This window comes from Natronobeatus ordinarius (assembly GCF_024362485.1).
Lineage (GTDB): Archaea > Halobacteriota > Halobacteria > Halobacteriales > Natrialbaceae > Natronobeatus > Natronobeatus ordinarius.
Window position 1 is genome coordinate 2,328,769 of sequence record NZ_CP101456.1, and the last position, 12,674, is coordinate 2,341,442.

Annotated in this window: 13 protein-coding genes; 7 read left to right on the forward strand and 6 right to left on the reverse strand. The window is 66.1% G+C overall.

Features of this window, described 5'->3' with window-relative positions; genetic code table 11:
* Window positions 1–52: 52 nt before the first annotated feature.
* The gene (gene mfnA, locus NMQ09_RS11950; RefSeq protein ID WP_255190808.1) at window positions 53–1,135 is read right to left on the reverse strand and encodes a tyrosine decarboxylase MfnA; all 1,083 of its coding nucleotides are present in this window, start codon (window positions 1,133–1,135) and stop codon (window positions 53–55) included.
* A gap of 443 nt (window positions 1,136–1,578) precedes the next feature.
* On the opposite strand from mfnA, the gene NMQ09_RS11955 reads away from it, so the two are divergent.
* The gene (locus tag NMQ09_RS11955) at window positions 1,579–1,866 is read left to right on the forward strand and encodes a hypothetical protein (RefSeq protein ID WP_255190809.1); all 288 of its coding nucleotides are present in this window, start codon (window positions 1,579–1,581) and stop codon (window positions 1,864–1,866) included.
* Between the two features lie 66 nt (window positions 1,867–1,932).
* Here the strand turns inward: NMQ09_RS11955 and ppsA are convergent, their stop codons facing one another.
* The 3 genes from ppsA to NMQ09_RS11970 form a co-directional block, all read right to left on the reverse strand.
* Entirely contained in the window at window positions 1,933–4,257 is a 2,325-nt protein-coding gene (gene ppsA, locus NMQ09_RS11960; protein ID WP_255190810.1) for a phosphoenolpyruvate synthase, read from the reverse strand.
* A gap of 222 nt (window positions 4,258–4,479) precedes the next feature.
* A complete protein-coding gene (locus NMQ09_RS11965; protein WP_255190811.1) occupies window positions 4,480–5,439 on the reverse strand; it encodes a PhzF family phenazine biosynthesis protein in 960 nt (319 codons plus the stop codon).
* A gap of 76 nt (window positions 5,440–5,515) precedes the next feature.
* A complete protein-coding gene (locus tag NMQ09_RS11970; RefSeq protein ID WP_255190812.1) occupies window positions 5,516–5,824 on the reverse strand; it encodes a DUF7344 domain-containing protein in 309 nt (102 codons plus the stop codon).
* Window positions 5,825–5,987: 163 nt separating this feature from the next.
* Between NMQ09_RS11970 and NMQ09_RS11975 the strand changes: the two genes are divergently transcribed.
* Window positions 5,988–6,683 (forward strand): phosphoribosyltransferase, encoded by a 696-nt coding sequence (locus NMQ09_RS11975; protein ID WP_255190813.1) that lies wholly within the window; start codon window positions 5,988–5,990, stop codon window positions 6,681–6,683.
* Window positions 6,684–6,690: 7 nt separating this feature from the next.
* Entirely contained in the window at window positions 6,691–7,299 is a 609-nt protein-coding gene (locus tag NMQ09_RS11980) for an HD domain-containing protein (protein ID WP_255190814.1), read from the forward strand.
* A 67-nt stretch (window positions 7,300–7,366) separates the two neighbouring features.
* Here NMQ09_RS11980 and NMQ09_RS11985 read toward each other — a convergent pair whose 3' ends face one another.
* Window positions 7,367–7,621: an amphi-Trp domain-containing protein gene (locus tag NMQ09_RS11985; RefSeq protein ID WP_255190815.1), complete on the reverse strand. Its 255-nt coding sequence runs from the start codon at window positions 7,619–7,621 to the stop codon at window positions 7,367–7,369.
* A 273-nt stretch (window positions 7,622–7,894) separates the two neighbouring features.
* On the opposite strand from NMQ09_RS11985, the gene gatE reads away from it, so the two are divergent.
* Window positions 7,895–9,802 carry a Glu-tRNA(Gln) amidotransferase subunit GatE gene (gatE, locus tag NMQ09_RS11990; RefSeq protein WP_255190816.1) on the forward strand — a complete coding sequence of 636 codons (1,908 nt, stop codon included), beginning with the start codon at window positions 7,895–7,897 and terminating at the stop codon, window positions 9,800–9,802.
* Here gatE and NMQ09_RS11995 read toward each other — a convergent pair whose 3' ends face one another.
* Window positions 9,803–10,285, reverse strand: a complete 483-nt coding sequence (locus NMQ09_RS11995; protein WP_255190817.1) for an Lrp/AsnC family transcriptional regulator — start codon at window positions 10,283–10,285, stop codon at window positions 9,803–9,805.
* Between the two features lie 185 nt (window positions 10,286–10,470).
* Here NMQ09_RS11995 and NMQ09_RS12000 point away from each other — a divergent pair, with 185 nt between their 5' ends.
* The 3 genes from NMQ09_RS12000 (at window position 10,471) to NMQ09_RS12010 (ending at window position 12,651) form a co-directional block, all read left to right on the forward strand.
* A complete protein-coding gene (locus NMQ09_RS12000) occupies window positions 10,471–11,415 on the forward strand; it encodes a DMT family transporter (protein WP_255190818.1) in 945 nt (314 codons plus the stop codon).
* Between the two features lie 154 nt (window positions 11,416–11,569).
* Window positions 11,570–12,178, forward strand: a complete 609-nt coding sequence (locus NMQ09_RS12005; protein ID WP_255190819.1) for a hypothetical protein — start codon at window positions 11,570–11,572, stop codon at window positions 12,176–12,178.
* 101 nt (window positions 12,179–12,279) lie between these two features.
* Window positions 12,280–12,651 carry a DUF7475 family protein gene (locus NMQ09_RS12010; RefSeq protein ID WP_255190820.1) on the forward strand — a complete coding sequence of 124 codons (372 nt, stop codon included), beginning with the start codon at window positions 12,280–12,282 and terminating at the stop codon, window positions 12,649–12,651.
* Window positions 12,652–12,674 lie beyond the last annotated feature (23 nt).

Sequence of the window (12,674 nt, forward strand, 5' to 3'; positions counted from 1 at the left end):
CGAGGCTCACCGGTAAGTGTTGTCGTTCGAGTCGAGTCGATCGCTCAAGCTCCTAACCGTCGTTCGCGACCGGAGCCGCGTGAGTGGCGAGGCGGTCGAGGTCGGCGACGAACTCCTCGAGCGTCGCCCGGGTGACGTGGGGCATGCAGACGATCCGCATCTCGCCCGCGCCGGTGCGCGAGAGACGCCACCCCGCCTCGCGAAGCGCCTCGAACAGCCGGTCGGAGACCGACGCCGCCACGATGGGGAGGTCGGGTTCGACCACGTCGAAGCCGCGGTCGGCGAGTGCGTCGGCGAGCCACTCGGCGTTCGCTCGAGCGCGGTGGTACTGGGCGTGGTAGCCGCCGGGCCAGAGTTCCTCCATCGCGGCGACGGCGCTCGCGACGCCCGCTCCCGATCGGGTGCCAGTGAGCGTCGCCTGGGAGGTCGACTCGAGGTAGGGGGTGTCGACGGCGAGTTCGTCGAGCAGTTCGGCCTCACGGACGAGTAACCCACCTGCAGGGATCGCCGCCTGCCCCATCTTGTGAGGATCGATGGTCATGGTATCGACGGGCGCGTGGGCGAAGTGCCACTCGTGGTCCGTGAAGGGAAGGACGAACCCACCCCAGGCGGCGTCGACGTGGAAGAGGGCGTCGACCGTCTGCGCGATCGTGCCGAGTTCGGGAATCGGGTCGACGCGGCCGTACTCGGTCGTCCCCGCGACACCGACGACGAGCACGGTGTCCTCGTCGACGGCCTCGCGAACGGCCGTGACGTCGGCGCGTCGCTCGTCGCCGACGGGGACGAGGCGCAACTCCACACCGAGGACGTCCGCCGCCTTCTGGAAACTGAAGTGGCCCGACTCAGAGACGACGACGTTGGGGGTGGTCGTTTCGGACCGGTTGCGGGCGATCCGAACCGCCTGAACGTTCGCCTCCGTGCCGCCGCTCGCGACGTAGCCCGATGCGTCCTCGAGCCCCGTGACCTCGCCGAGCAGCGAGATCGCTTCTGCCTCGAGCGCCGCGATCGTCGGGTACGTGGCGGGGTCCCCGGGGTTGGTCGCCAGAAATCGTTCGGCCGCCTCGCGCGCTGCCGGATGTGGCTCGGTGCACATCGACGACAGGACGCGGCTGAACGACTGTGGCTCGGCTCGCATAGCAGCTATCGGTGGAAACGAACGTCCGCGATTTAGCCGTTGTGTTCTCGACGCTCGAGACCAGCCAGTTTCGGGCTCATCGGGGTGCAGATCACGGGACGACCCCGAAGCGTCGAGCAGCGAGCAGTCCGAGCAACCGATTGGACCAGGGTGACACACCTCACACGAAGCTTATACTGTGGGTGGAGACGTCCGAGGTATGACGATCCCAGACGGACTCGCCCTCGTTCGACGGTAGGCCCGTGCCGCGTTCTGTGTTCCAGTGCGGCCGGACAGCCGTCGATACGGCACTCGCCCAGCCCGGCCGCACTTCCAGCTCTCTGCGCTCACACCGCGATCGATCCCGGCTTCGGTGTCGGTGACTGGACGGCTTACGACCATCGAGAGCCGATGGCGTGGCTGCTTGCGGTCGGTTCCAACGACCACCATCACCACGACAGTCCATGCAACCCGACTACGAGCTACTGCTGCGAGACAGCCAACGAACAGCCCACCGCGACCGCCTCCGTCGCGAGCCGACGCTCCTCGAGTGGGGCTTCGCCGTCCTGGCGGCCGCCGTGATGAGCAGACTGTGGCTCGCTGACCTCGCCGTCGAAGCCGCGAGAGTCGCGGTCGACGCTGGCCTCCTGTCGGTGGTCGCCGTCGTCTTCGTGACCGCGGCGACCCTGGCACTCTTGCTGGGTTTCAGCGACCGACTCGAGTGGGCCACTCTGCGAACCACGGAGCCGTGAACTCTCGGCTCGAGGAGGGACGACGCCCGCAACTCGAGGTTGAACTGAGCCCGCGACTCGAGGGAGTCAGCGAACCGAATCGAGTAACAGTTTCTGTTCGACGCGTTTGACCTCGTGCTGGACGTCACGGACGGCGTCGATGTTTGCGGAGATCGAGCTCACGCCTTGCTTGACGAGGAACTGGGCCATCTCGGGTTTCGAGCCGGCCTGTCCGCAGATGCTGGTGTCGACGTCGTGCTCACGGCAGGTTTCGATCACGTCGCTGATCAGCCGCAAGACGGCGGGGTGGAGTTCGTCGAACCGACCGGCGACGTGCTCGTTGTTGCGGTCGACGGCCAGCGTGTACTGGGTGAGGTCGTTCGTTCCGAAGGAGGCGAAGTCGATCCCCGCCTCGGCCATCTCCTCGACGCAGAGCGCGGAGGCGGGGGTCTCGATCATCACGCCCCAGCGACGCTTTTCGGGATCGATGCCGGCCGCTCGCAGCTGCTTTTTCGCGCGGTAGACGTCCTCGGCGTCGTTCACGAGCGGGAACATGATCTCGACGTTGTCGTAGCCCATCTCGTACAGCTGGCTAAACGCCTCGAGTTCGTAGGCGAAGACGTCGGGTCGGTCGAGGCTGCGCCGGATACCGCGGTAGCCGAGCATCGGGTTGTGTTCGGCCGGTTCGTCCTCGCCGCCCTCGAGCTGGCGAAATTCGTCGGTGGGGGCGTCGAGGGTGCGCACGCGAACGGGTCGAGGGTAGAACTCGTCGGCGACGGCCCGGACGCCGTCGATGAGTTCACCGACGTAGGCGTCCTCGCCTTGGTCTTCGATGAACTTCGCGGGCGTCTTGCCGAGCGAGAGAATCATGTGCTCGATCCGCAGGAGGCCGACGCCGTCGGCGCCCGTCGCCGCAGCCCGCTGGGCGGCCTCGGGGATCGAGACGTTGACTTTCACTTCGGTCGCCGTCATCGGTTTCACCGGCGACTGCGGGCGAACCTCCTCGATCGGGTCGTGGTCCACGTCGACGTCCTCGCCTTTCGTAATCGTGCCCTTGTCGCCGTCGATGGTGATCGACTGGCCGTCCTCTAAGGTGCTCGTCGCGGTCCCCGCGCCGACGACGGCGGGGACGCCGAGTTCGCGCGAGACGATAGCGGCGTGGCTGGTCATCCCGCCTTCGTCGGTGACGATGCCGGCGGCACGTTTCATCGCCGGCACCATGTCCGGCGTCGTCATCTCGGTGACGATGATGTCGCCCTCGCCGACCTTGTCGAGTTCATCGAGTTTGTCGATGATTCGAGCAGCGCCCGTCGCCTTGCCGGGACTCGAGCCCAGGCCGTCGACGATGATCTCGCCGACGCCGCTCGCCCGCGAGGCGGCGGCCTGTGCGCCGACGTTGCCGCTCCCATCGGTGACGCCCGAACTGACGTCGACGCTTCCCGATTCGTCGGTCGTGGAAACCGCGCCACTGTCGCTGATCGTCGTGATCGGGCGAGACTGGAGCATGTAGTCCTCGTCGCCGATCATGGCCCACTCGACGTCCTGTGGCGTACCGTAGTGCTCTTCGACGCGTTCACCGAGTTCGACGAGCCGTTCGATCTCCGCCCGCGAGAGAACCCGTTCGGTCCGCTTTTCCTCTGGGACTTCGCGTTCGACGGTCTCGCCGGTCGCCTCGTCCTTTTCGTGCATCACCTTCTTGTCGGCGACGGTGACGTCGATCGATCGATCGCCGCGGTCGACGACGTAGTTGTCCGGCGAGACCGCCCCGGAGACGACCGCCTCGCCGAGCCCCCAGGCGGCCTCGACGATCATCGTCGGCTCACCTGTCGAGGGGTGACTGGTAAACATGACACCCGACTTCTCGGCGTCGACCATCTGCTGGACGACGACCGCGATGTTCACGAGCGAGTGATCGAAGCCCTGCTCCTGTCGGTAGTAGATCGCCCGCTGGGTGAACAGCGACGCCCAGCACTGGCGGACCCGATCCAGCAGGTGCTCTTCGGTGACGTTCAGATACGTATCCTGTTGGCCGGCGAAGGAGGCGTCCGGGAGGTCCTCGGCCGTTGCACTCGAGCGAACGGCGACGAACGCCTCGCCGTCGCCGACGTCGTGGTACGCCTCGAGGATCTCCTCGCGCAGCTCCTCGGGAAACGGCGTCTCGAGGATCAGTTCCTGTGCGCGGTCGGCCGCGTCGGCGAGCGCGCCCGAGTCGTCGACGTCGACGTCCACCACCTCGAACAGTTCCTCGTCGATTCCCGATTCTTCGATGAACGACCGATACGTCCCGGCCGTGACCACGAATCCGGGCGGTACCGGCAACCCAGCCCCCGTAAGTTCGCCCAGAGAGGCACCTTTGCCGCCGACCGTCTCGAGGTCGTCGGCGCTGATCTCGTCCAGCCAGAGTACAGCCATCTGTGTGTGCGTGGACAGCGGAACGAATAAAGAACCTTGCGAAGGACCCAGTTGTTTCAGTATTCAGTGTCGAATGAGTTTTTGGACGCAGCTCGAATCGCCGTCTGGACGCAATTTGCGTCGGTCGCGCATCCGTCCTTGGTCGCCGCCGAACCGACGCTCGAGGACGAGTGCCAAATCGGGACGCGAACCCAGGTGTAGCGCACGGACCGCCGACGTCGATCAGACCTCGAGGATGTCGTCGTCTTCGGCTTCGGGGACGACGAGCTGTCCGTCGAGGGCGACGACGCCGCGGCCGCCGACTCGAACCTCGTCACCAGTCCGCACGCGAACGGTGCCCGGTCGGTCGACGAAGTGGCCTTGCTCGAGTTGGAGCTCATCGTGGGACGCAGGGACGTCGATCGCGCGCACTGTTTCGTCGGGGCTGTGAGCGTCGACGGTGGTGCTCCCGTCGAGCGCGCCGAACCACTCGAGGTAGGCACCGACGGCGCCGCTGGCCGTTCCCGTCACCGGGTCTTCCGGGACGCCTGCCGCGGGGACGAACGCCCGCCCGTGCAGCGTCGAGCTCGCCTCGAGCGTGTCGAACGAGAAGAGGTAGACGCCGATCGCGTCGACGTCGGCTGACAGCGCCTCGACCGCCGCCAGGTCGGGGTCTGCGTCCCCCACGTTCGAGAGGTACGCGACGGGGGTCATCAAGAAGGGAAGTCCGGTCGAGGAGACCGCAAGCGGAAGTTTCACGCCGACGGCCTCGAGCGCCGATTGATCGATACCCAGCGCGCCGGCGACGCGGCCGTACTCGAGGTCGACTTCGCGGATCGTCGGCCGCTCCTGGGTCATCCACACCGTTCCGTCGGCCTCGAGGTCGATCTCGAGGACGCCGACGTTCGTCTCGAGGGTCGACGTGCCAGGGTCGATCCGTCCCTCGTCGGCGAGGAAGGCGAGCGAGCCGATCGTCGCGTGGCCACAGAGGTCGACCTCGGTGGTGGGCGTGAAGTATCTGAGTCGGCGGTCGGCGACGTCGCTTTCCAGCAGAAAGGCCGTCTCGCTGAGATTCAGTTCGCGGGCGACTCGCTGCATCTGGTCGGCCGTGAGCCCGTTGGCGTCGGGCACCACGCCGGCCGGGTTTCCGGTGAGCGGCTCCGTCGTGAACGCGTCGACCTGCAGGACGCGAATCGTCTCCATACTGTCGGCGTCGGACGGCTGGGCTATCAATCCACCGTCGGCGTGTCAGCGCACCACGCGAACGTACGGAGTTCGTTCACCGATTATCAGTGACCTCGAGCAGCTCGTCGGTAGCCTCGAGCAACTCGACGAGCTGGGCAGTCGCGGCGGTGCACTCGATCGCGTCGCCGTGCCACTCGACGACGTCGTGTGCAGCCAGCTTCGGGAGGTGCCGGTGGACCAGCTCGACCTCGGCTCGCTCGAGCGTCGCCCGGTCCTCGCCGCCGTCGGCGATCACCGCCGTCAGCTCGTCGACGGTACACGGTCCGTCGGTTGTGGTCAGTTCGCGGAGGACGTCCTGCCGGTCGGGATTGGCGAGGAGCGAAAACGCGACTGCTGTGTTCATGTTCGTTCCTCGAGAATGGATAGGGGTGGGTAAAACTCTATTGTTATTGGTGATTGCTTTTGGGTGGTGCGTGCCGTCGTCGAGTCGGCTCGCACAGCCGCCGCTGCGAGACGGACGACTTAACCGGCCCCCATCCGTCGGTACACACCGAGGGACACACGCTATGGCCGAACTACCGGAGGAGTTCAACTGCACGATCACTAACTGGGAGTACATCTACGGCCTCTGCCGGGACGTCGCCGACGAGGTCCGTCGCGACGAGTTCGAACCGGAGGTCGTCGTCGCGCTCGCCCGCGGGGGCTGGTTCGCGGGCCGGTGTCTCTGTGACTTCCTCGGGCTGGACGACCTGACGAGTCTGAAGATGGAACACTACGTCGGCACCGCCCAGAAGACCGGCGAACCCACGGTCAGGTACCCGATGCCGGAGGGGAGCGTCGAGGGCAAGGACGTGCTCGTCATCGACGACATCGCCGACACCGGCGGCTCGATCAGCCGCGCCGAGGCGTACGTCGAACAGCGCGACGCGGGCGAGGTCCGGACGGCGACGCTCCAGCTGCTCGACACGAGCGAGTTCGAGCCCGACTACGTCGGCGAACGCTTAGCGGAGTGGGCCTGGGTCGTCTATCCCTGGAACTTCATCGAGGACATGGTCGATCTCCTCTCGGGCGTCATGGAAAAGGCCGATCAGGAGTCGTACACGGCCGACGAGCTCCGCCACTACCTCGCCGAGTACCACGACGTAAAGCGCATCGAGATGGAGATCGCCCAGCCCAATCGGCTGCCGGAGGTGCTCGCCGAAATGGAGCGCCGTGGCGTGATCGAGGGAGCCGGGCCCGGCGAGTACCGCCTGGCCGAGTGATCGATCCGTGAGCGAGGACGAACTCGAGGCTCCGCTCCGCTGGCTCGCGCTCAAAGACGAGACGCGAACGGGCTGGCAGCTGCGGGGGATCGAGGCGCCCGAGTCGGTGGCCGCCCACACCTGGGGCGTGGCGCTTCTCACGCTCCACTACGGCCCGCGGGCCGGCATCGACGTCGATCGGGCGATTCGAATGGCGCTCGTTCACGACCTCGCCGAAGCCGAGACCGGCGACGTCGCCACGCGGGCAGACCCGGGCGCCGACTCGATCGACCCAGCCGAGAAGGAACGACGGGAGCGGGCAGCGATGGAGACCGTACTCGAGTCGGTCGACGACGGCGGCGAACTCCGAGCGCGCTGGGAGGAGTACGAGGCCCGCGAGACGCCCGAATCGAGGTTCGTCAAGGACATGGACCTCATCGACATGTGCCTCCAGGCGGTCCGGTACGAGCGAGCAGGCCGATACGATCCCGGCGAGTGCGATGCGTTCGAGGCGTACGACCGCCTCGACGAGTTCTTCGCGACTGCGGCGCCCCGGATTCGAACCGACGTCGGCCGGGAACTGTTCACCGAGACTCGCGAGCGGTACGAGTCGGCGAAACGCGACCGCGATCGGTGAGCGGTGAGCGAGGATCGACGAACGGCATCTCGCGTCCCTCGAGTGTGAGATCGGCAGCGGACGCGATTTAGACGTCCTCCCCGTCCTCGATCGTCCAGGAGAGCGAGATGGTGATCTCCTCGTGAGGGCTCCCGAGCATTGGTGACCGCTCTTCGGCCTCGATGGCATACTCGACGACCGACGCCGGCGACAGCGTCAGCATCTTGTTTCCGACCCGCACGTCGGCGTGTCCGTCGCCTCGCAGTTCGCTGGCGAGTTCCTGCAGTAACTCGGCGGCCTCCGTTCGTGAGACGTCCTGGGTGTCACTGGTCTGTTCGGCCATGCTGGAATAGCCGTCAGCCGAACGCAAATACGTTGGCGCGGAAACGGCAGGCACCGACGCGATCCGTCCGACCGGAGACACCGACCCGCGCCGACATCGTTATCTGAACGTCAGGTAGCCGTCCGCTCGTGGCGAATCGAGCAGGTGCCCCGATCGTTTCAGCCCCCACACAGCCTCCCGCAAGCGTCGTTCGCCCGACACGCTTCCAACGAGTCAGTGACCGACGGGACAGACTGGACGGTTTTTTACCCCTCCGACTCCGAGTGCTCGCCAATGACCGAGTACGACTACGAGGAACTCGGACTCGTCGCCGGGCTGGAGATCCACCAGCAACTCGACACGGCGACGAAGCTGTTCTGTAACTGTCCGACGACGCTTCGCGATCCCGAGGCGGCGACGCGTCGGTTCACCCGCTACCTCCACCCAACCCGGAGTGAACTCGGAGAGATCGACGAGGCCGCCCTCGAGGAGAGCAAAGTCGAACGCGAGTTTACCTACCTCGCGTACGACTCGACGTGTCTCGTCGAGGACGACGACGAGCCGCCACACGAACTCGACGCGGAAGCGCTCGAGACGACCCTCGAGGTCGCCCAGCTACTTTCGATGACGGTCGTCGATCAGGTGCAGGTGATGCGCAAGATCGTCGTCGACGGCTCGAACACCTCCGGCTTCCAGCGCTCGTCGCTGATCGCCACCGGCGGCGAGATCGAGACGAGCGACGGTCCGGTGGGGATCGAGGATCTCATGCTCGAGGAAGAGAGCGCCCAGCGGGTCGAAGAGACCGACGACGGGGTCGTCTACAGCCTCGACCGACTCGGCATCCCGCTGGTCGAGATCGGCACCAAACCGGACATCACGTCGCCCGAGGGGGCCCGTGAAGCGGCCGAGCGAATCGGCATGCTGTTGCGCTCGACGGGGAAGGTCAAACGCGGACTCGGGACGATCCGTCAGGACGTCAACGTCTCGATCGAGGAGGGTGCACGCGTCGAGATCAAAGGCGTTCAAAGCCTCGACGACATCGACGACATCGTCCGGACCGAGGTCGGTCGACAGGCGGAACTCGTCGACATCGCGGCCGAACTCGAGACCCGCGAGGCGAGCGTGGGCGAACCCCGAAACGTGAGCGAGGTCTTCGCCGAGACCGACAGCGGCGTCATCCGGGGCGCGCTCGATTCGGGTGGCGCCGTGATGGCCGTCCCCCTCTACGGCTTCGACGGCCTCGTCGGCCGCGAGATCGCACCCGACCGCCGGCTCGGCACCGAGTTCTCCGACCACGCCAAGCGCCACGGTGCGGGCGGCATCTTCCACACCGACGAGCTGCCGGCCTACGGCGTGACGGAGGCGGAGGTCGAGGCACTCCGGGAGCGCGTTGGGGCCGGCGAAGACGACGCCGTCGCCATCGTCGCCGCCGACACCGAGGTCGCCGAGTCGGCCATCGAGGCCGCCGCCACCCGGGCCGAGTCGGCGCTCGAGGGCGTCCCCGAGGAGACCCGCGGCGCGAACGACGACGGCACCACCAGGTACCTGCGGCCGCTGCCCGGTGCGGCGCGGATGTACCCCGAGACGGACGTCCCGCCCGTCGAACCCGACCCGAGCGAGGTTCCGGAGCCGGAGCTCCTGACGGAAAAAGTCGAGCGTTACCAGGCCGAGTACGGGCTGGACGCCGGCCTCGCCGAGCAGGTCGCCTACGGCCAGCACATGCCGCTGTTCGAGGCCGTCGTCGGAGACGGCGTCTCCGCGAGCGACGCGAACGGAGCGTCGGCCGACGGCGTCGACCCGACGCTCGCGGCGACGACGCTCGAGTCGACGCTCACGGAACTGCGCCGCGACGACGTCCCGGTCGCAGCGCTGACCGACGATCACCTCGCCGAGAGCCTGCAGCTCGTCGACGACGGCGAGGTACCGAAGGAAGCGACCGGCGACCTGCTGACCGCGCTCGCCGAGGACCCCTCGCTCGAGGCTGCAGAGGCCGTCGAGGCGGAGGGGCTCGGTGGCGTCGCGGAAGCGGAGGTCCGCGAGGCCGTCCTCGAGGTCGTCGAACGGAACGCAGAACAGGTCGAATCGGAGGGGATGGCGGCCTTTTCGGGACTCATGGGTGAGTGTATGGGCGCCCTCCGCGGAAAGGCCGACGGCGAGGTCGTGAGCCAGGTTCTCCGCGAGGAGATCGGGAACCGAGCCTGATTAGTCGTCGACTAGCTCCTCGAGTAACGTCTCGAGGCTGTAGCTCTGGAGCGCCTCCCGTTCTTCGATCGCCGAGATGACGAACGTCGAGTTCGTCCGCTCGACGCCCTCGAGATCCTCGAACTCGGTGGCCAGCCGCTCGACCATGTCGCTGCCGCTCAGTCGGGCCACGACGATGAAGTCCGTCTCGCCCATCGTGAAGTAGACGTTCGTGACGCCCTCGATCTCGAGGATCCGGTCGGCGAACGTCTCGTAGGAGCCCTGGTAGTCGGCGTGGACCTCGACGATGACGGTGACGCCGAGGCCGAGGCGCTCGAGGTCGACGTCGTAGCGATCGTTCACGATAATCTCGTCCTCGCGCAGGTTGGAGAGCCGGTAGTGGATCGTCGAGACGGGAATGCCGGTCGCCTCCGAGAGTGCCTCGGGGCTTCCCGTTCCGAGCTCGGAGATCGCTTTCAACAGTCGAACGTCGCGTTCGTCCATGCGTCGCTTTCGACGCACACCGACATGGGTGCTTCGAATAACCATCTCCAGGTTGGAGAATTCTACAACGATGGAACCCATTGAGAAGGCCAATTCGAATTAGACACATATGTTGAATCGTACACCCGAGAAAACAGACGTGGTTAAAGAAATGCTTAAACTTAGGTTGTTCCTTCGAACTGGCTATGAAGATGTACGCGTCACTTCCAGAAAGCTATCGGACGGGAGCGCTCTTTTCGGTCCTCGCACTCTGCTGGGGCACCTCGTTCGTCGCCATCGAGATCGGCCTCGAGTACGTTCCACCGCTGCTGTTCGCCGGCCTGCGGTACGCGCTGGCGGGTGCGATCGTCTTCGGGTACGCGTACGTCGTGACCGACCGGCTCTGGCCGAACGGACGGGACGAGTGGCTCGCCGTGGCGGTCGCAGCGGTGTTCGTCATCGCACTGTACCACGCGTTGCTGTACGTCGGCGAACTGTACGTCCCAGGGGCGATTGCGGCGACGATCGTGAGTCTGACGCCGATTCTCACCGCTGCGTTCGCCGGTGCCGTGATTCCCGACGAACGACTGTCGACTCTCGGTGTCGTCGGGCTCCTCCTCGGTCTCGTGGGCGTCGTCGCCGTCGCCCAGCCGACGCCGGCGTCACTCGGCGGTGACCTGACGTTCGGCGTTGCACTCGTGTTCGCCTCGGCCGTGGCGTTCGCCATCGGGTCGGTCCTGCTTCGACCCCTGCAGACGGGACTCCCGCTCGAGACGCTCCAGGCGTGGGCGATGGTGCTCGGTGCCGGCGTGCTCCTCGGCTGGGCGCTCGTTCGTGGCGAATCCGTCTCGGCGATCGAGCCGACGCTGCCGGCGCTCGTCTCGTTTCTCTACCTGACGCTCGTCTCTGGAGTGTTCGCGTTCTTGCTCTACTTCGAGTTGCTCGACCGGAGCGGCCCGACGCAGGTCAACCTCGTCGGCTACGCCGAACCGGCCGTCGCGATGGTCGTAAGCGCAGCCATCCTCGGCTACGTGGTCGACTCGCTCGCGATCGTCGGACTCCTCATCATCCTGGCCGGATTCGTCCTCGTTAAAGGCGAGACGCTCCGTAACGTCTTGCGCTCGGGACTCGAGCGCCACGTCCGGGGCTGATCGGCAGCCGACGCGTCGCGTTCGTCGCCCCCGGCCACGACGGCCAACAGTCGTCACACAACCGTTGGTTATTGTTTATGGCCTTAACAGTCAAATATTTCAACCTTTATACGTCACCGAAATATATTTTGTTGCGACCGTTGATGATACGGATATGGTGCCCTTGCAGTTCAGCAGCTGGGTCGTCGACCCGGCACTCGACAGCTACAGCTACGTAGCGTCGCTCGGGAGTGTCGTCGAATTCTACCTGGGGCTCGACCCCACAGCACAGGCCGCAGTCAACGGCGGTGTGACGTTACTGCTCGGCGTGCTCGTTCTCGGGCTCGCGCCAGGGCACGGTCGTAAAACGGTCGAGACGGCCAGCCGAAGTCCGGTCATCTCGACGATCGTTGGCATCCCGGGCCTGCTCGCGCTCGCTTCGCTCCTCTACGCCGGTCAACTGCTCGCCGGATCGAGCATCGGCGTGATCTTCGCCGTCCCACTCATCGCGGTGGGGGCCGTCTTTCTCCCCGCGTGGACGGCGATCGGATTCGTCGCGGTCGGCGGCTACGTCGCCAAACGCTTCGGCGTCGAGAGTCGGGCCATCTGGTTGCTCGTGGGAAGCGTTCTGGCTGGGCTCGCCACGCTCGCTGCCCCGTACGGATTCGCCATCGTCGCACTCGCCGCGATCGTCGGCGTCGGCGCCGGCGCTCGCGCGTCGATCGGTGGCCGCGGCGTGAATCCGGAGAACGAACGGGTCGTCCCACCCGCGAACAAGGTCTGACAGGAGTCGGTGGCGGGACGTCGTTCCAACCGTCCCTCCGACGCAGTCGGCGAGCGGAAGACGCCGAAAAGCGTTTTCCGTTGCCGATCGAACTATCACTGATGCGTCCGGTCGCACAGCGACTCGAGGCCGATTCACTCACCTGGATCCACTGGTTCGCAATTACTCTCGCCCTCGTGAGCGCAGCCGTTCACCTCGTCCTCGGTGTCGGCTTCCTCCCTCACTGGATGGGAGTTGCGTTCCTCGTCGCGACGGCCGGCTTTCTCGTCGGCATCGCGCTCGTTCTCCTCGACGTCCGCCGCCGGCTGGTCTACCTTGCCGGGATCCCGTTCACCGGCGGACAGGTGATCCTCTGGTACGTCGTGAACGAGCCGACGACCATCGCCGATCTCTCGCTCACCGAAATCGTGGACAAACTCGCACAGGGCCTGTTGATCGTCACGCTCGTCGTCCTCTACGTTCGTGACTCGTGAGCAGTCACTCGAGTCGGGTGGTG